Consider the following 15104-nt stretch of genomic DNA (forward strand, 5'->3'; position numbering starts at 1 on the left):
ATATTTAAAAAAAAAAGCCATTCTACATAGAATGGCTTTTCTTACGACCTTAATTTTGTATTATTTTATTTTGAAGGCTTGTACTCCTGGGTAATATGCAGTACTCCCCAATTCTTCCTCTATCCTTAACAATTGGTTATATTTGGCCATTCTATCGGATCTGGAAGCCGAACCGGTTTTAATTTGACCGGTATTCAAGGCAACTGCCAAATCGGCAATGGTGTTGTCCTCAGTTTCTCCTGAACGGTGAGACATTACGGATGTATACCCTGCGTTCTTGGCCATATTAACGGCTGCTATGGTTTCTGTTAAGGTTCCTATCTGGTTAACCTTGATCAAGATGGAATTGGCAATACCTTCTTTGATCCCTCTGGACAAACGCTCTACGTTGGTCACAAATAAATCATCGCCTACCAATTGTACTTTATCCCCAATTTTATCTGTCAAAGCCTTCCAGCCTTTCCAATCATTCTCATCCATACCATCCTCAATGGAAATAATAGGATATTTGGCACTTAAATCTGCCAAATATTGAGCCTGCTCCTCAGAAGTTCTTACTACTCCCTTATCTCCTTCAAACTTGGTATAATCGTATTTTCCATCCACATAAAATTCTGCAGCAGCACAATCCAAGGCGATCATTACATCGTCCCCTAATTTGTATCCCGCCTTTTCAACCGCTTTTGCAATAGTATCCAAGGCATCCTCGGTACCGCCGGCAAGATTCGGTGCAAATCCACCTTCATCCCCAACAGCTGTACTTAGCCCCCTATCGTGCAAAACTTTCTTTAGGTTATGGAATATTTCCGTACCCATTTGCATGGCATGCGAAAAATTGTTTGCCTTTACCGGCATCACCATAAATTCCTGAAAAGCAATGGGAGCATCAGAATGGCTACCTCCATTAATTATATTCATCATTGGTACTGGCAAAGTATTGGCACTAACACCACCCACATACCTAAACAAGGACAATCCCAACTCATTGGCTGCTGCCTTGGCAACTGCAAGGGAAACACCTAAAATGGCATTGGCACCCAATTTCGATTTATTGGGCGTACCATCCAAATCTATCATGGTTTGATCCACCAAATTTTGTTCAAAAACGGACATACCCAGAATCTCCTCGGCAATAACGGTATTTACGTTGTTAACGGCCTTTACTACTCCTTTACCCATGAATGTTTTCCCTCCATCACGAAGCTCAACCGCTTCATGCTCACCTGTAGAAGCTCCTGAAGGAACTGCTGCCCTTCCCATTACTCCATTTTCGGTAATTACATCTACCTCTACTGTTGGATTACCTCTTGAATCCAAAATTTGTCGTGCATGAACACTTAGGATGATACTCATATGTCTATCTTTTATTTTTTAGTTAAATTATTATGCAAATATAGCAAAGGAAGTGCTTTTAACCCCACTATTATTGGCTTTAATGACCCTTTGATAACAATAAAATAAAACTATAACGTTTTAGTTTACCGTGGATTGGATCATTTCGAAAAATTGGTCGAACAGATAATCTGCATCATGTGGTCCTGGACTTGCTTCAGGGTGGTATTGAACAGAAAATACGTTCTTATCTTTCATTTTAATCCCCGCCACCGTATTGTCATTTAGATGAAGATGGGTTATCTCCAAATCGGGATTAGCCTCGGCCTCTTCCCTGTTAATGGCAAAACCGTGATTTTGGGAAGTGATTTCTCCCTTTCCTGTAACCAAATTCATTACAGGGTGGTTTATACCCCTATGCCCATTGTGCATTTTATAGGTAGAAACCCCATTGGCCAATGCCAACACTTGATGCCCTAGACATATACCGAACAATGGCTTATCCGATTTTATCATTTCTTTGGCAGATGCAATGGCCTCGTTCAATGGATCCGGATCTCCGGGGCCATTGGAAATGAAATAACCGTCCGGATTCCAAGCACTCATTTCCTTGAAACTTGTATTGTAGGGAAAAACTTTTATGTAGGCGCCCCTTTTGGCCAAATTCCGTAGAATATTTTTCTTAATTCCTATATCCAAGGCAGATACTTTATATTTCGCATTCTTATCACCGTAGAAATATGGTTCTTTGGTAGAAACCTTGGAAGCAAGCTCCAAGCCTTCCATACTTGGCACTTCTGCCAACTTCTTTTTTAACCCCTCAATATTATCCACATCAGTGGATATTACGGCATTCATGGCACCGTTATCCCGGATATAACCTACCAAGGCCCTAGTATCCACATCGGAAATGGCAAACAGATTATTTTTATCCAAAAATTCCTGTAAACTTGAGTCCGCATCTGGTCTAGAATAGTTGTAACTAAAATTTTTACATATCAAGCCTGAGATCTTCACAGAATCGGATTCCACCTCCTCGTTATTGGCTCCATAATTCCCAATATGGGCGTTTGTGGTTACCATTAATTGTCCAAAATAGGATGGATCTGTAAATATTTCCTGATAACCGGTCATTCCAGTGTTAAAACAAGCCTCTCCAAAGGCAGTTCCTTCTTTGTCCCCTACGGCCTTTCCGTGAAAAATGGTCCCATCGGCAAGCAACAGTATTGCTTTTTTTCTTGTTTGATACTTCATTTTTGGTCTTACAATTTTTCGTTTTGCAAAAATAACATAAAAAAAGGATAAGCTTTTAGGCTTATCCTTTAACAATTATTAATATTTAATAACAATTTTACTCTTTAGCATCATCAGCTTTTTTATCTGCCTTCGGCTCTTCTACTTTTGGTTCTTCAGCCTTTGGACTTTCAGCTTTTGCAGTTTCTTCAACAACCGCTGTAGCATCATCTGCTTTTTTACTTCTACCCCTTCTTGTGGTCTTTTGCTTCTTAGGCTTGCCGGCATTGTAGATTTCATTAAAATCTACAAGCTCTATCATTGCCATGTCAGCATTATCCCCAAGACGATTACCTAATTTGATAATTCTGGTATATCCTCCTGGTCTGTCGGCTACCTTTTCAGCAACGCTGCTGAAAAGCTCTGTAACCGCATACTTGTCGCGAAGGCTTTTAAAAACAATACGTCTGTTGTGAGTACCCTTCTCAACTGTTTGATTATTCTCAGTCTTTGATTTGGTAATCAATGGTTCCACAAACTGCTTTAAAGCTTTTGCTTTGGCAACAGTTGTATTAATTCTCTTGTGCTCTATTAATGAACAGGCCATGTTTGCCAACATAGATTTTCTATGGGCTGCCTTTCTTCCTAAATGATTAACTTTCTTACCGTGTCTCATTGTTCTTTTCTATAGTCTTTCTTGGTTTTGGTATTCCCAATTCCGTTGAAAGTTCAATTAATCTTTATCCAATTTATATTTTGACAAATCCATTCCAAAGCTCAAACCTTTGTTGATAACCAATTCTTCCAATTCGGTCAAAGATTTTTTACCAAAGTTTCTAAACTTCATCAAATCGTTCTTGTTAAAAGAAACCAGATCACCAAGTGTATCAACTTCAGCAGCTTTCAAACAGTTCAAAGCTCTTACAGAAAGATCCATATCAACCAATTTGGTCTTCAATAGCTGACGCATATGCAATGATTCCTCATCATAGGTCTCTGTCTGTGCAATTTCGTCCGCCTCTAAGGTAATACGCTCATCGGAGAACAACATAAAGTGGTGTATTAGAACCTTTGCTCCTTCGGTCAATGCCTCTTTTGGATGAATTGAACCATCGGTTGCGATTTCAAAAACCAATTTTTCATAATCGGTCTTTTGCTCAACACGAAAGTTTTCTATACTGTACTTTACATTTTTAATAGGAGTAAAGATAGAATCTACGGCTATGGTACCTAATGGTGCATTGGATTTTTTATTCTCCTCTGCTGGCACATATCCCCTACCCTTATCTATGGTAATCTCCATATTAATGCTAACCTTGGGATCCATGTTACAAATAACTAAATCTGGGTTCAATACTTGGTAACCAGAAATAAATTTTTGAAAATCACCTGCAGTCAACTGTTCCTTTCCGCTAACAGAGATAGATACTGTCTCACTGTCAACATCGTCTATCTGTCTTTTGAAACGAACTTGTTTAAGATTTAGAATGATTTCGGTAACATCTTCCACAACACCGGAAATTACAGAGAACTCATGTTCCACCTTATCAATTCTAACAGAAGTGATAGCAAAACCTTCCAAGGACGAAAGCAAAACTCTTCTTAATGCGTTCCCAACAGTTAAGCCATAACCTGGTTCCAATGGACGAAATTCGAATTTACCTTCGAAATCGGAGGAATCAATCATTATAACTTTATCGGGCTTCTGAAAATTTAATAATGCCATAATTGGATCAGTGTTGTTTTTATTTAGAGTATAACTCGACTATTAATTGTTCTTTGATATTCTCTGGAATTTGCATTCTTTCTGGAACGGAAACAAAATTCCCTTCCATTTTTTCTGAATTCCAAGTGATCCACTCGTACACACTGCTATTTGCAGAAAGAGCGTCATCGATCGCTTTTAAAGACTTTGATTTTTCCCTAACACCAACAACGTCACCAGCTTTCAAGGTATAGGATGGAATGTTAACCAACTCTCCGTTTACCGTAATATGTCTATGTGAAACCAATTGTCTTGCTCCGCTTCTAGAAGGGGAAATACCCATTCTGTAAACAACGTTATCTAGACGCGATTCACACAATTGAAGTAATACCTCACCGGTTACTCCTTTACTTCTATTTGCTTTTGCAAATATGTTTCGGAATTGTTTCTCCAAAATACCGTAAGTGTATTTTGCCTTTTGCTTTTCCATTAACTGGATAGCATATTCAGACTTTTTACCACGACGTCTGTTATTACCGTGTTGTCCTGGAGGATAATTTCTTTTCTCAAAAGATTTATCATCTCCGAAAATCGCTTCACCGAATTTACGGGCGATCTTTGTTTTTGGTCCTGTATATCTTGCCATTTTCTTTTAGTTTGGAAACGTGATCATGAATTAAGGCTTATCCTTCGATAATCGTAACTACATCTCCTTGAAATACCCTTTTGGGGCAATTGATTACTATTAATTATACTCTTCTTCTTTTTGGTGGTCTACAACCATTGTGCGGCATTGGAGTTACATCGATAATCTCTGTAACCTCAATTCCTGAGTTATGTATGGAACGAATAGCAGATTCCCTACCATTTCCCGGTCCTTTTACATAAACCTTTACTTTTCTTAAACCAGCTTCATGAGCAACTTTAGCACAATCCTCAGAAGCTATTTGAGCTGCATAAGGAGTGTTCTTTTTAGAACCCCTGAAACCCATTTTACCTGCTGAAGACCAAGAAATTACATCACCCTTCTTGTTGGTTAAAGAAATAATAATATTATTAAAAGAAGCAGTAACATGGGCTTCGCCCACAGACTCTACTATAACTTTACGCTTCTTTGCCGCTTTTGCATTTGCCTTTGCCATAATATCCTAATTATTATTTAGTTGCCTTCTTCTTGTTAGCAACTGTTTTCCTCTTACCTTTTCTTGTCCTAGAGTTGTTTTTGGTACGCTGACCTCTTAAAGGCAGACCAGATCTATGGCGAATACCTCTATAACAACCTATATCCATTAAACGCTTAATGTTCAATTGGTTTTCAGAACGCAATTCCCCTTCAATAGTCAAAGAAGAAACTGCCTCACGAATACGACCAATCTCATCATCGTTCCAGTCAGATACTTTGGTATCCTCACTTACTTGGGCCGTAGATAAAATCTCCTTTGCCCTACTTTTTCCTATACCAAAGATATAGGTTAGGGCTATTACCCCTCTTTTCTGTTTTGGTATGTCTACACCTGCAATTCTTGCCATAATTACCCTTGTCTTTGTTTAAATCTAGGATTCTTTTTATTAATTACGTACAATCTGCCTTTTCTACGCACAATCTTGCACTCGGCACTTCTTTTCTTTATTGATGCTCTAACTTTCATCCTATTTACTTAATATCTATATGTAATTCTTGCTTTACTTAAATCATAGGGGCTCATTTCGAGCTTAACCTTATCCCCTGGAAGTAACTTAATATAATGCATACGCATTTTTCCAGAGATATGCGCCGTTACCACGTGACCGTTTTCCAACTCCACGCGAAACATGGCATTTGACAATGCCTCAATTATGCTTCCATCTTGCTCTATTGCTGATTGTTTAGCCATAATCTATGCTACCTTTCTATTTTTTCCTGATTTCATTAAACCGTCGTAATGTCTGTTCAACAAATAAGAATTTACTTGTTGCACTGTATCGATCGCCACACCTACCATAATCAACAATGACGTTCCTCCGTAAAACAATGCCCATCCTGCCTGTACATCCATAAGCTTTACAATCACTGCAGGCAATACTGCCAACAACGCAAGGAAAACAGATCCAGGTAATGTAATCAACGACATTATCTTATCCAAAAAATCTCCAGTTTCCTTTCCTGGTCTAATTCCAGGAATAAAACCACCACTTCTTTTTAGATCATCGGCCATTTTATTGGTAGGTACTGTAATCGCCGTATAAAAATAGGTAAAAACAATAATCAAGAACCCGAACAAAAGATTGTAGGCCAATCCAAATATATCTTGGAATTGAACTTCCATCCACTGTCCTACAGCGGTATTGTTAAAGGTCTTGCCCAACAATCCTGGTGCAAACATAATAGCTTGCGCAAATATAATAGGCATTACCCCAGAAGCATTCAACTTTAAAGGAATATACTGTCTAGATCCCATGATATTCTTTTCATATCCACCGGAAGCAGTCCTTCTAGCGTATTGAACAGGAATCTGACGAGTAGCCATTACCAACAACACACATAACAATATTACCACGAACCAGATGATGACCTCAATAAGCATGAACATTAGTCCGCCGTTGTTATTAGCCGTTCTGGAAATAAATTCCTGTACAAAATTCTGTGGCATATTGGCGATAATACCAACCATGATCAGAAGGGATATACCATTTCCGATACCTTTATCGGTAATTTTTTCACCCAACCACATTGCAAAAATGGTTCCAGCAACCAAAATAATTACTGAGGGAATCACAAAATCAAGTCCCTTACCAAATACGAAGGCACTATCCGGAACACCTAAAGCTCCCAAACTGTACAAATAAGCAGGAGCCTGAACGACACATATACCTATGGTAAGCCATCTGGTAATTTGATTGATCGTCTTTCTTCCGCTTTCTCCTTCTTTTTGCAACTTTTGAAGATAAGGAATGGCTATACCCATTAACTGCACCACAATGGAAGCAGAAATATAGGGCATAATTCCCAACGCAAAAACCGAGGCATTGGACAATGCTCCTCCAGTAAAGGCATTCAATATTCCTAAGATACCACTATCAGTACTGGATGCCAAAGCACCTAACTGGGTAGAATCAATACCTGGAAGAACCACCTGTGCACCAAAACGATACACCAAAAGCAAACCAAGGGTAACGATTATTCTACCCTTTAGTTCTTCAATCTTCCAAATATTTGATAATGTCTCGAAAAATTTCTTCATAGTATTCTTTGCTTATAAACTTATAGCTTCACCACCTGCAGCCTCAATTGCGGCCTTTGCGGTAGCTGTAAATTTATGTACAGAAACTTTAAGGGAAGCTTTTAGCTCTCCATTACCAAGAATCTTAACCAAATCGTTTTTACCAACCAATCCATTTTCTACAAGGATTTCCAAAGTAACCGTATCCTTAATGGCTCCTTTATCTACCAATTCCTGTAATTTTTCAAGATTGATCCCAGCGTAATCCTTTCTATTGATATTCGTAAAACCAAATTTTGGCACACGTCTCTGCAATGGCATTTGTCCACCTTCGAAACCAATTTTCTTAGAATAACCAGATCTGGATTTAGCACCTTTATGTCCTCTGGTAGCAGTACCTCCCTTACCGGAACCCTGACCTCTACCTACGACTTTACCGGCTTTTTGGACGGCACCCTCCGCTGGCTTTAAATTACTTAAATTCATAACACTAAAATTATATTAAGCCTCCTCTGTGGAAACTAAGTGTTTAACTTTATTTATCATTCCAAGAATATTTGAGGTAGCATCATGTTCTACCACCTGTCCTATTCTTCGTAAACCAAGAGCCTCTAATGTTCTCTTTTGATTTTGAGCTCTTTTAATACTGCTCTTTACCTGTTTTACTTTAATCTTTCCCATTATATTCTTGGTTTTATCCTTTAAAAACTTTTTCTAAAGAAATACCTCTTTGGTTTGCAACTGTCTTTGCTCCTCTAAGTTGCAAAAGCGCATCAAAAGTAGCTTTTACCACGTTATGAGGGTTGGAAGAACCTTGTGATTTAGATAATACATCATGAACACCTACTGCTTCCAATACTGCTCTAACCGCACCACCTGCAATTACTCCGGTACCATGCGATGCAGGCTGGATATAAACTCTAGCTCCACCGAATTTCCCTTTTTGTTCATGCGGCAAAGTACCTTTGTTCAATGGAATTCTAATAAGATTCTTTTTAGCATCTTCTATAGCCTTGGCAATTGCCGTAGCAACTTCCTTAGACTTACCTAGACCGTGACCTACAACTCCATTTTCATCACCTACGACAACTATTGCAGAGAAACCGAACGCTCTACCACCTTTAGTAACTTTGGTAACACGTTGTACCCCAACCAATCTATCTTTTAATTCTAAACCTCCCGGCTTAACAGTCTCTACGTTTTTGTATTTCTGATACATAATATTCTTAGAATTTTAATCCTGCTTCCCTAGCGCCATCGGCTAATGATTTAACTCGTCCATGGTATAAATTACCACCTCTATCAAAAGCAACAGCTTCTATTCCAGCTTCTTTTGCCTTTTCGGCAATAGCCTTTCCAACTAGGTTAGCCACTTCTGTTTTAGTCCCTTTAGCCTTAGCCAACGCCTTATCCCTTGAGGAAGCGGACACTAAAGTTGTTCCAGCGACATCATCAATGATTTGAGCGTATATCCCAGTATTGCTTCTAAAAACAGCAAGCCTTGGCCTTTCTGCAGTACCTGAGGATATTTTTCTAATCCTCCTTCTGATACGTAGTCTTCTTTCAGTCTTCGTTAATCCCATAATGCTAATTATTAAGCCGATTTACCAGCTTTTCTTCTTAATTGTTCACCAACGAACTTAATTCCTTTTCCTTTGTAAGGCTCTGGCTTACGGAAAGATCTAATCTTAGCGGCGATCTGCCCCACTAATTGCTTATCATGCGAACTTAGCTTTATAATTGGATTCTTTCCTTTTTCGGATACGGTCTCCACTTTTACCTCTGAAGCCAAATCCAAAACAATATTGTGCGAAAATCCTAAAGCTAGATCCAATGTTTGTCCTTGGTTACTGGCACGATATCCTACTCCTACCAACTCCAATTCCTTTACCCATCCTTTAGAAACTCCTTGGACCATATTAAAGATCAAAGATCTGTAAAGACCATGTTTTGCTTTATGCTCCTTGGAATCTGAAGGTCTTGTAACAAATACTTGACCATCTTCAACCTTAACAGCAGCACCAGAAAATTCTTGGGAAAGTTCTCCCAGCTTACCTTTTACAGTAATAACATCTTCCTTAACCTCTACGGTTACTCCTTCTGGAATTGCTATTGGATTATTACCTGTTCTAGACATCTTTCTAAATCTTTATAGTATTAATAAACATAACATAATACTTCCCCACCTGCATTCTCAAGCTTTGCCTGTTTGCTGGTCATTACACCATGGGAAGTAGAAATAATAGCAATACCAAGACCGTTTAATACTCTTGGCAACTCCTCGGAGCTAGCATATTTTCTAAGTCCTGGTGTACTAACTCGCTTTATTTTCTTTATAACCGGCTCTTTTGTGAATTTGTCATATTTCAAGGCTATTTTAATAGTCCCCTGAACCGCGCTATCTTCAAATTTGTAGCTTAAAATATATCCTTGATCGAATAATATTTTAGTAATCTCTTTCTTTAAATTAGAGGCAGGAATCTCAACCACTCTGTGGCCGGCACTACTTGCATTTCTAATTCTCGTTAAATAATCCGCAATTGGATCTGTAAACATAATTATTGATTTACGGTAACGGTTTTTAACACTATTGTTAAACCTGAAACCAGTTTATACTCTTTTATTACCAGCTAGCTTTTCTTACTCCCGGTATAAGACCATTATTGGCCATTTCCCTAAAAGTAACCCTAGATATACCGAAAGTTCTCATGTAACCCTTTGGTCTTCCAGTTAGTTTGCAACGGTTGTGCATACGAACAGGAGAAGCATTTTTAGGTAATTTCTGTAACCCCTCATAATCCCCAGCCTCTTTTAAGGCTTTTCTCTTCTCAGCATATTTAGCTACAGTTTTAGCTCTTTTGACCTCACGGGCCTTCATGGATTCTTTAGCCATACTAATTCTTTTTAAAAGGTAGTCCTAATTCGGTTAATAATGATTTAGCTTCTTTATCTGTCTCCGCAGAAGTTACAAATGTAATATCCATACCATTGATTCTGTTAATTTTATCAATGTTTATTTCTGGAAATATGATTTGCTCCGTAATACCAAGATTATAATTCCCTCTTCCATCAAAACCAGTGGCCTTAATTCCTTGGAAATCCCTTACCCTAGGCAATGCAGTTGTCACCAATCTATCCAAGAATTCGTACATTCTCTCTCCACGTAAGGTTACTTTTGCCCCAATTGGCATTCCTTTACGTAATTTAAATGCAGCAACATCCTTTTTAGACATCGTTGAAATTGCTTTTTGGCCAGTAATATTGGTCAACTCATCTACCGCATGGTCTATAAGTTTCTTATCCGCTACAGCGGCACCAACACCTCTACTAACAACAATTTTTTCTAATTTAGGAACCTGCATTACATTTTTGTAACCAAACTCCTCTTTAAGAGCCTTAACAACTCTTTCTTTATATTCCTGTTTTAATCTTGGAACGTAAGCCATAACTAAATTACTTCTTTAGATTTCTTAGAAAATCTTACTTTCTTACCATCTCTTACTTCAAATCCAACTCTAGTGGTCTCTCCAGATTTTGGATCGATCAATGACAGATTGGATATCTGTAAGGGAGCCTCTTTCTTAACAATCCCTCCTTGAGGATTGCTAGCACTTGGCTTTTCGTGTTTGGAAACCATATTGGCTCCTTCAACTATCGCCTTGTTTTTTTCACGGTCTACACTCACAACCTTACCTTCTACCCCTTTGTGGTCTCCGGCAATAATTCTAACAGTATCCCCTGTTTTGATTTTTAATTTTCCCATTTTGCTATTTTTATTAAAGCACCTCTGGAGCCAATGATACAATTTTCATGAACTGCTTATCACGAAGTTCCCTGGCCACTGGTCCAAAAACACGTGTTCCTCTCATTTCCCCAGTTGGGTTCAAAAGAACACAGGCATTATCATCGAAACGAATATAAGAACCATCAGGTCTTCTAACTTCTTTCTTTGTTCTTACAACAACTGCTGTGGAAACTGCACCTTTTTTAACAGCCCCATTAGGAGTAGCTTCCTTAACGGCAACTACAATTTTATCCCCAACAGAAGCATATCTTCTTTTTGTACCTCCCAACACACGAATGGTCAAAACTTCTTTTGCACCCGTATTGTCCGCTACTTTTAGTCTAGATTCTTGCTGTAACATAATTATTTAGCTCTTTCAATGATTTCCACTAATCTCCAACATTTGGTCTTACTCAATGGACGAGTCTCCATTATCTTAACCGTATCGCCAATATTGCAATCGTTCTTTTCATCGTGCGCAACATATTTCTTAGTCTTCAACACGAACTTACCGTACATAGGGTGCTTAACACGTTTAACTTCTGAAACCACTACTGATTTCTCCATTTTGTTGCTAGTGACAACTCCTATTCTCTCTTTTCTTAAATTCCTTTTTTCCATAAAGCAGAACCAATTATTGTAATTCCCTTTTAGTTAATTCAGTTGCCAATCTAGCCACCGTTCTTCTCACTTTTCTTATAAGTAAAGGGTTTTCCAATGGTGTAACCGAATGGGCCAATTTCAAATCAGAATACTGTTTTTTAAATTCAGCACTCTTTTCCTTTAACCCCTCAACTGATAATTCTTTTATTTCTGATTGTTTCATGATTCCTTGCAATTATATTAAGCAGAATAGTCCCTAGCAATAATAAATTTCGTTCTTACTGGTAGTTTCTGTGCCGCAAGACGCAAAGCCTCTTTTGCAATATCAAGAGACACACCGGCAACCTCAAACATAACCCTTCCTGGCAATACCACAGCTACGAAATATTCTGGAGCACCTTTACCTTTACCCATACGTACCTCCAAAGGTTTCTTGGTGATAGGCTTGTCCGGGAATATTTTGATCCATAATTGGCCTTCTCTCTTCATGTACCTAGTTGCAGCAATACGAGCTGCTTCTATTTGGCGCGATGTTATAAAAGAGGTATCCATTGATTTAATACCGAACATACCGTTTGAAAGCTGATGACCCCTTCCAGAGATCCCTTTCATACGACCTTTCTGCATTTTTCGGAACTTAGTCCTTTTTGGCTGTAACATTTCTTTACTTCTTTAAAAAATTACTTTCTACGACGTTGTTTCTTCGGTCCTTCTTGCTTACCACCTTTACCTGGCGCCTGGCTCTTAGCCATACCAACTAATGGAGAAAGCTCTCTCTTTCCATAAACCTCACCTTTCATGATCCATACTTTAATACCCAATCTTCCATAGGTAGTATGCGCTTCATGTAATGCATAGTCTATATCAGCTCTAAAAGTGGACAATGGAATCCTACCATCTTTATAAGATTCGGATCTTGCCATTTCAGCTCCGTTCAAACGTCCAGAAATCTGAATTTTAATTCCCTCAGCGTTCATTCTCATGGCCGCTGCGATTGCCATTTTTATAGCCCTTCTAAAAGAAATTCTACTTTCAATTTGGCGTGCTACACTGGCAGCTACAAGATTAGCGTCCAATTCAGGTCTTTTGATCTCAAAAATGTTGATCTGAACTTCCTTATCCGTAATCTTCTTAAGCTCCTCTTTTAATTTGTCTACTTCTTGACCACCTTTACCAATGATAATACCTGGTCTTGCAGTGGTAATGGTAACCGTAATCAACTTAAGGGTACGCTCAATAATAATTCTAGACACACTCGCTTTTGCCAAACGTGCATGAACATATTTTCTGATCTTATCGTCTTCGGCAAGTTTATCACCATAATCGTTTCCACCGTACCAGTTAGATTCCCATCCTCTGATAATTCCTAGACGATTTCCGATTGGATTTGTTTTCTGTCCCATACTAAATGCTCTAGCTTTGTGTGTTATTGTTAGATCCCAAAACCAAGGTAACGTGGTTGGAACGTTTTCTAATTCTATGTGCTCTTCCCTGTGGGGCAGGACGCAGTCTTTTCAACATACTTCCACCATCCACTCTGATTTCCTTAACAAAAAGTTCAGCATCCTCAACACTCGCATCCTCATTCTTGGATTGCCAGTTAGCTATTGCAGAAAGCAATAACTTCTCCAATCTACGAGATGATTCCTTTTGGTTGAATTTCAAAATAGCAAGCGCTTTCTCCACTTTTACACCTCTAACCAAATCCGCTACCAAGCGCATTTTTCTAGGGGAAGTAGGGCAATTATTCAACTTTGCAAACGCTATTTGCTGCTTTTCTGCCTTAATTCTTTCGGCCATTTGTTTTTTACGAACTCCCATAGCTTACTTTTTTCCTTTATTTTTTGCTCCAGCGTGACCCCTAAAAGATCGTGTCGGAGAAAATTCACCTAATTTGTGACCCACCATGTTCTCTGTTACAAAAACAGGTACAAATTGCTTTCCATTGTGAACCGCTATTGTCTGACCTACAAAATCAGGAGTAATCATAGAAGCTCTAGACCATGTCTTAATGACTGCCTTTTTACCAGATTCAACATTTTGTTGGACTTTTTTATCCAAACTATAGTGAACGTAAGGTCCTTTCTTTAATGAACGTGCCATTTCTTTCTACTTTTTATTTCTTTCTACGTTCTAAAATATACTTGTTGGTACTCTTGGTCTTGGAACGGGTCCTGTAACCTTTTGCAGGAATTCCGTTTCTAGATCTAGGATGACCTCCAGAAGCCCTACCTTCTCCACCACCCATGGGGTGATCAACAGGGTTCATCGCTACCGGTCTTGTTCTTGGTCTTCTTCCCAACCATCTACTTCTACCAGCCTTCCCTGACACCAATAACTGATGATCCGAGTTGGATACTGCACCTATAGTGGCCAAACAATCTGCTAAAACCAATCTGGTTTCACCTGATGGCAATTTAATGGTAACAAACTTACCGTCCTTCGCCATTAACTGAGCAAATGTACCGGCACTTCTTGCCATTACCGCTCCTTGTCCAGGACGCAATTCAATTCCCGAAATGATAGTACCCAAAGGTATTTCACTCAAAGGAAGTGCATTCCCGATTTCTGGAGCAACCCCGGCACCAGAAGATACTTCTTGTCCAACTTGTAAACCGTTTGGAGCAATTACATATCTCTTTTCGCCATCGGTATATACCAATAATGCTATAAAAGCTGTTCTGTTTGGATCGTACTGAATTGATTCAACAGTGGCAGCAACTCCTTGCTTCTCCCTTTTGAAATCAATAACACGATACCTTCTCTTATGACCTCCACCTTTTTGGCGCATGGTCATTTTTCCTTGACTGTTTCTACCTCCCGACTTTTTTAACGGAGCAAGCAAGCTTTTTTCCGGCTTATCAGTAGTAATGGCGTCAAATCCGTTTACTACTCTAAAACGCTGCCCAGGAGTGATTGGTTTTAATTTTCTAACTGACATTTTTTGTCTTTATAGATTACTGTAAAAATCAATAATATCTCCTTCTGCTACATCAACAATGGCTTTTTTGAAACCACTTGTCTTTCCGTGCTGTACACCAGTCTTGGTGTAACGCGACTTGCGCGAAGGACCATAATTCATTGTTCGAACTTTATCGACAGAAACACCATAAGTTGCTTCCACTGCTTCCTTAATCTGAATCTTGTTGGCTTTTGGATCAACAAAAAAACCATAACGATTGTGCAACTCGCTATCAGCAGTCATTTTTTCCGTAATAATTGGCTTTATCAACACACCCATGGTTCG

At 38.8% G+C, this 15104-nt stretch carries 28 protein-coding genes; all 28 read right to left on the reverse strand.

Annotated elements, in window-relative coordinates:
• Positions 1 to 60: 60 nt before the first annotated feature.
• On the reverse strand, positions 61 to 1353 hold the full coding sequence (gene eno / locus KO529_RS00765; protein WP_215946041.1) for a phosphopyruvate hydratase: 1293 nt from the start codon (positions 1351 to 1353) through the stop codon (positions 61 to 63).
• A 120-nt stretch (positions 1354 to 1473) separates the two neighbouring features.
• Positions 1474 to 2586, reverse strand: a complete 1113-nt coding sequence (gene carA, locus KO529_RS00770; RefSeq protein WP_215946042.1) for a glutamine-hydrolyzing carbamoyl-phosphate synthase small subunit — start codon at positions 2584 to 2586, stop codon at positions 1474 to 1476.
• Between the two features lie 97 nt (positions 2587 to 2683).
• A complete protein-coding gene (gene rplQ, locus KO529_RS00775; RefSeq protein WP_215946043.1) occupies positions 2684 to 3241 on the reverse strand; it encodes a 50S ribosomal protein L17 in 558 nt (185 codons plus the stop codon).
• Between the two features lie 57 nt (positions 3242 to 3298).
• Positions 3299 to 4291 (reverse strand): DNA-directed RNA polymerase subunit alpha, encoded by a 993-nt coding sequence (locus KO529_RS00780; protein ID WP_031445092.1) that lies wholly within the window; start codon positions 4289 to 4291, stop codon positions 3299 to 3301.
• 19 nt (positions 4292 to 4310) lie between these two features.
• Positions 4311 to 4916, reverse strand: coding sequence for a 30S ribosomal protein S4 (gene rpsD / locus KO529_RS00785; RefSeq protein ID WP_031445093.1), 606 nt, complete (start codon positions 4914 to 4916; stop codon positions 4311 to 4313).
• Between the two features lie 103 nt (positions 4917 to 5019).
• On the reverse strand, positions 5020 to 5412 hold the full coding sequence (gene rpsK / locus KO529_RS00790) for a 30S ribosomal protein S11 (protein WP_031445094.1): 393 nt from the start codon (positions 5410 to 5412) through the stop codon (positions 5020 to 5022).
• A 13-nt stretch (positions 5413 to 5425) separates the two neighbouring features.
• Positions 5426 to 5800, reverse strand: a complete 375-nt coding sequence (gene rpsM, locus KO529_RS00795; protein ID WP_031445095.1) for a 30S ribosomal protein S13 — start codon at positions 5798 to 5800, stop codon at positions 5426 to 5428.
• Positions 5801 to 5802: 2 nt separating this feature from the next.
• Positions 5803 to 5919: a type B 50S ribosomal protein L36 gene (gene ykgO / locus KO529_RS00800; RefSeq protein WP_013621733.1), complete on the reverse strand. Its 117-nt coding sequence runs from the start codon at positions 5917 to 5919 to the stop codon at positions 5803 to 5805.
• A gap of 9 nt (positions 5920 to 5928) precedes the next feature.
• Complete coding sequence (gene infA / locus KO529_RS00805; protein ID WP_013549436.1) at positions 5929 to 6144, reverse strand: translation initiation factor IF-1; 216 nt, start codon at positions 6142 to 6144, stop codon at positions 5929 to 5931.
• Between the two features lie 3 nt (positions 6145 to 6147).
• A complete protein-coding gene (secY, locus tag KO529_RS00810; RefSeq protein ID WP_215946044.1) occupies positions 6148 to 7491 on the reverse strand; it encodes a preprotein translocase subunit SecY in 1344 nt (447 codons plus the stop codon).
• A gap of 12 nt (positions 7492 to 7503) precedes the next feature.
• On the reverse strand, positions 7504 to 7956 hold the full coding sequence (gene rplO, locus KO529_RS00815) for a 50S ribosomal protein L15 (RefSeq protein WP_215946045.1): 453 nt from the start codon (positions 7954 to 7956) through the stop codon (positions 7504 to 7506).
• Between the two features lie 15 nt (positions 7957 to 7971).
• Positions 7972 to 8151 (reverse strand): 50S ribosomal protein L30, encoded by a 180-nt coding sequence (gene rpmD / locus KO529_RS00820; RefSeq protein WP_072865343.1) that lies wholly within the window; start codon positions 8149 to 8151, stop codon positions 7972 to 7974.
• Positions 8152 to 8164: 13 nt separating this feature from the next.
• Positions 8165 to 8689, reverse strand: coding sequence for a 30S ribosomal protein S5 (gene rpsE / locus KO529_RS00825; protein ID WP_031445099.1), 525 nt, complete (start codon positions 8687 to 8689; stop codon positions 8165 to 8167).
• A 7-nt stretch (positions 8690 to 8696) separates the two neighbouring features.
• Positions 8697 to 9053, reverse strand: coding sequence for a 50S ribosomal protein L18 (rplR, locus tag KO529_RS00830; RefSeq protein ID WP_215946046.1), 357 nt, complete (start codon positions 9051 to 9053; stop codon positions 8697 to 8699).
• Between the two features lie 11 nt (positions 9054 to 9064).
• The gene (gene rplF / locus KO529_RS00835; RefSeq protein WP_072865345.1) at positions 9065 to 9607 is read right to left on the reverse strand and encodes a 50S ribosomal protein L6; all 543 of its coding nucleotides are present in this window, start codon (positions 9605 to 9607) and stop codon (positions 9065 to 9067) included.
• A 20-nt stretch (positions 9608 to 9627) separates the two neighbouring features.
• The gene (rpsH, locus tag KO529_RS00840; protein WP_215946047.1) at positions 9628 to 10026 is read right to left on the reverse strand and encodes a 30S ribosomal protein S8; all 399 of its coding nucleotides are present in this window, start codon (positions 10024 to 10026) and stop codon (positions 9628 to 9630) included.
• 67 nt (positions 10027 to 10093) lie between these two features.
• A complete protein-coding gene (gene rpsN, locus KO529_RS00845) occupies positions 10094 to 10363 on the reverse strand; it encodes a 30S ribosomal protein S14 (RefSeq protein WP_110357439.1) in 270 nt (89 codons plus the stop codon).
• Position 10364: 1 nt separating this feature from the next.
• On the reverse strand, positions 10365 to 10916 hold the full coding sequence (gene rplE, locus KO529_RS00850) for a 50S ribosomal protein L5 (RefSeq protein WP_117020122.1): 552 nt from the start codon (positions 10914 to 10916) through the stop codon (positions 10365 to 10367).
• Positions 10917 to 10918: 2 nt separating this feature from the next.
• Entirely contained in the window at positions 10919 to 11233 is a 315-nt protein-coding gene (gene rplX / locus KO529_RS00855; protein WP_110357441.1) for a 50S ribosomal protein L24, read from the reverse strand.
• 13 nt (positions 11234 to 11246) lie between these two features.
• Positions 11247 to 11615 (reverse strand): 50S ribosomal protein L14, encoded by a 369-nt coding sequence (rplN, locus tag KO529_RS00860; RefSeq protein WP_031445106.1) that lies wholly within the window; start codon positions 11613 to 11615, stop codon positions 11247 to 11249.
• A gap of 2 nt (positions 11616 to 11617) precedes the next feature.
• Positions 11618 to 11875 (reverse strand): 30S ribosomal protein S17, encoded by a 258-nt coding sequence (gene rpsQ, locus KO529_RS00865; protein ID WP_031445107.1) that lies wholly within the window; start codon positions 11873 to 11875, stop codon positions 11618 to 11620.
• A gap of 13 nt (positions 11876 to 11888) precedes the next feature.
• On the reverse strand, positions 11889 to 12080 hold the full coding sequence (gene rpmC / locus KO529_RS00870; RefSeq protein ID WP_031445108.1) for a 50S ribosomal protein L29: 192 nt from the start codon (positions 12078 to 12080) through the stop codon (positions 11889 to 11891).
• Positions 12081 to 12097: 17 nt separating this feature from the next.
• Positions 12098 to 12517 carry a 50S ribosomal protein L16 gene (gene rplP, locus KO529_RS00875; RefSeq protein WP_072865349.1) on the reverse strand — a complete coding sequence of 140 codons (420 nt, stop codon included), beginning with the start codon at positions 12515 to 12517 and terminating at the stop codon, positions 12098 to 12100.
• A gap of 20 nt (positions 12518 to 12537) precedes the next feature.
• Positions 12538 to 13260 (reverse strand): 30S ribosomal protein S3, encoded by a 723-nt coding sequence (gene rpsC / locus KO529_RS00880; protein WP_031445110.1) that lies wholly within the window; start codon positions 13258 to 13260, stop codon positions 12538 to 12540.
• A gap of 10 nt (positions 13261 to 13270) precedes the next feature.
• Positions 13271 to 13678: a 50S ribosomal protein L22 gene (gene rplV / locus KO529_RS00885; RefSeq protein WP_031445111.1), complete on the reverse strand. Its 408-nt coding sequence runs from the start codon at positions 13676 to 13678 to the stop codon at positions 13271 to 13273.
• 3 nt (positions 13679 to 13681) lie between these two features.
• Positions 13682 to 13960: a 30S ribosomal protein S19 gene (rpsS, locus tag KO529_RS00890; protein ID WP_026810026.1), complete on the reverse strand. Its 279-nt coding sequence runs from the start codon at positions 13958 to 13960 to the stop codon at positions 13682 to 13684.
• Between the two features lie 13 nt (positions 13961 to 13973).
• Positions 13974 to 14798, reverse strand: coding sequence for a 50S ribosomal protein L2 (rplB, locus tag KO529_RS00895; RefSeq protein WP_215946048.1), 825 nt, complete (start codon positions 14796 to 14798; stop codon positions 13974 to 13976).
• Between the two features lie 9 nt (positions 14799 to 14807).
• Positions 14808 to 15098, reverse strand: coding sequence for a 50S ribosomal protein L23 (gene rplW / locus KO529_RS00900; RefSeq protein WP_215946049.1), 291 nt, complete (start codon positions 15096 to 15098; stop codon positions 14808 to 14810).
• Between the last annotated feature and the right edge of the window lie 6 nt (positions 15099 to 15104).

The sequence above is a fragment of the Arenibacter algicola genome, from assembly GCF_018860365.1.
In the GTDB taxonomy this organism is placed as follows: domain Bacteria; phylum Bacteroidota; class Bacteroidia; order Flavobacteriales; family Flavobacteriaceae; genus Arenibacter; species Arenibacter algicola_B.

Coding starts and splice junctions, on each gene's coding strand:
- eno (WP_215946041.1), bottom strand. CDS start 1,353: ATGAGTATCATCCTAAGTGTTCATGCACGACAAATTTTGGATTCAAGA.
- carA (WP_215946042.1), bottom strand. CDS start 2,586: ATGAAGTATCAAACAAGAAAAAAAGCAATACTGTTGCTTGCCGATGGG.
- rplQ (WP_215946043.1), bottom strand. CDS start 3,241: ATGAGACACGGTAAGAAAGTTAATCATTTAGGAAGAAAGGCAGCCCAT.
- KO529_RS00780 (WP_031445092.1), bottom strand. CDS start 4,291: ATGGCATTATTAAATTTTCAGAAGCCCGATAAAGTTATAATGATTGAT.
- rpsD (WP_031445093.1), bottom strand. CDS start 4,916: ATGGCAAGATATACAGGACCAAAAACAAAGATCGCCCGTAAATTCGGT.
- rpsK (WP_031445094.1), bottom strand. CDS start 5,412: ATGGCAAAGGCAAATGCAAAAGCGGCAAAGAAGCGTAAAGTTATAGTA.
- rpsM (WP_031445095.1), bottom strand. CDS start 5,800: ATGGCAAGAATTGCAGGTGTAGACATACCAAAACAGAAAAGAGGGGTA.
- ykgO (WP_013621733.1), bottom strand. CDS start 5,919: ATGAAAGTTAGAGCATCAATAAAGAAAAGAAGTGCCGAGTGCAAGATT.
- infA (WP_013549436.1), bottom strand. CDS start 6,144: ATGGCTAAACAATCAGCAATAGAGCAAGATGGAAGCATAATTGAGGCA.
- secY (WP_215946044.1), bottom strand. CDS start 7,491: ATGAAGAAATTTTTCGAGACATTATCAAATATTTGGAAGATTGAAGAA.
- rplO (WP_215946045.1), bottom strand. CDS start 7,956: ATGAATTTAAGTAATTTAAAGCCAGCGGAGGGTGCCGTCCAAAAAGCC.
- rpmD (WP_072865343.1), bottom strand. CDS start 8,151: ATGGGAAAGATTAAAGTAAAACAGGTAAAGAGCAGTATTAAAAGAGCT.
- rpsE (WP_031445099.1), bottom strand. CDS start 8,689: ATGTATCAGAAATACAAAAACGTAGAGACTGTTAAGCCGGGAGGTTTA.
- rplR (WP_215946046.1), bottom strand. CDS start 9,053: ATGGGATTAACGAAGACTGAAAGAAGACTACGTATCAGAAGGAGGATT.
- rplF (WP_072865345.1), bottom strand. CDS start 9,607: ATGTCTAGAACAGGTAATAATCCAATAGCAATTCCAGAAGGAGTAACC.
- rpsH (WP_215946047.1), bottom strand. CDS start 10,026: ATGTTTACAGATCCAATTGCGGATTATTTAACGAGAATTAGAAATGCA.
- rpsN (WP_110357439.1), bottom strand. CDS start 10,363: ATGGCTAAAGAATCCATGAAGGCCCGTGAGGTCAAAAGAGCTAAAACT.
- rplE (WP_117020122.1), bottom strand. CDS start 10,916: ATGGCTTACGTTCCAAGATTAAAACAGGAATATAAAGAAAGAGTTGTT.
- rplX (WP_110357441.1), bottom strand. CDS start 11,233: ATGGGAAAATTAAAAATCAAAACAGGGGATACTGTTAGAATTATTGCC.
- rplN (WP_031445106.1), bottom strand. CDS start 11,615: ATGTTACAGCAAGAATCTAGACTAAAAGTAGCGGACAATACGGGTGCA.
- rpsQ (WP_031445107.1), bottom strand. CDS start 11,875: ATGGAAAAAAGGAATTTAAGAAAAGAGAGAATAGGAGTTGTCACTAGC.
- rpmC (WP_031445108.1), bottom strand. CDS start 12,080: ATGAAACAATCAGAAATAAAAGAATTATCAGTTGAGGGGTTAAAGGAA.
- rplP (WP_072865349.1), bottom strand. CDS start 12,517: ATGTTACAGCCAAAAAGGACTAAGTTCCGAAAAATGCAGAAAGGTCGT.
- rpsC (WP_031445110.1), bottom strand. CDS start 13,260: ATGGGACAGAAAACAAATCCAATCGGAAATCGTCTAGGAATTATCAGA.
- rplV (WP_031445111.1), bottom strand. CDS start 13,678: ATGGGAGTTCGTAAAAAACAAATGGCCGAAAGAATTAAGGCAGAAAAG.
- rpsS (WP_026810026.1), bottom strand. CDS start 13,960: ATGGCACGTTCATTAAAGAAAGGACCTTACGTTCACTATAGTTTGGAT.
- rplB (WP_215946048.1), bottom strand. CDS start 14,798: ATGTCAGTTAGAAAATTAAAACCAATCACTCCTGGGCAGCGTTTTAGA.
- rplW (WP_215946049.1), bottom strand. CDS start 15,098: ATGGGTGTGTTGATAAAGCCAATTATTACGGAAAAAATGACTGCTGAT.